The following is a 391-nucleotide window of genomic DNA, read 5'->3' as shown; positions in this document are numbered from 1 at the left end:
CTGAAAGCTCCAGCGTCAGAATTTTGCTTGCCTCATCATAGGACAGGGCCGCATCCGTCCGCGATCCTCCGATTATCACTGCCGGAACGGCAAATCCTGAATCTGCAAATTCCACATTGCGGAAATTCAGCTTCCATGAACGCCGTTGTGGAATTGCGCTCCGATTTCCTTCGGCGCCGCTGACTGCGAAACGGACAGAGGAGCCCCACTCCAGAACAAGACGCGTAGATACCCATCTTTCAACCGTATCCCCGTCTGTCCTTCCGTCATCCTCCCATATAGTAAAACAGCCGTCTGCACCCGGAAATATATCGACCGCCATACAGTCCGGGTTTTCTGTACTGCCCTTCCCGTCAAGGCTTCTGGGGATGATGGCACCGGCTTTTGCAAG

1 protein-coding gene is annotated in these 391 nt (G+C 54.0%); it reads right to left on the bottom strand.

Annotation, left to right across the window (positions count from 1 at the left end):
- Positions 1-391: DUF5110 domain-containing protein (locus tag NE664_15435; protein ID MCQ4728025.1), on the bottom strand; the 391-nt coding region annotated here is incomplete at both ends.

The sequence above is a fragment of the Anaerotignum faecicola genome, assembly GCA_024460105.1.
Lineage (GTDB): Bacteria > Bacillota > Clostridia > Lachnospirales > Anaerotignaceae > JANFXS01.
Note: the sequence above shows the minus strand (reverse complement) of the source record. Positions and strands in the feature narration are given on the sequence as shown.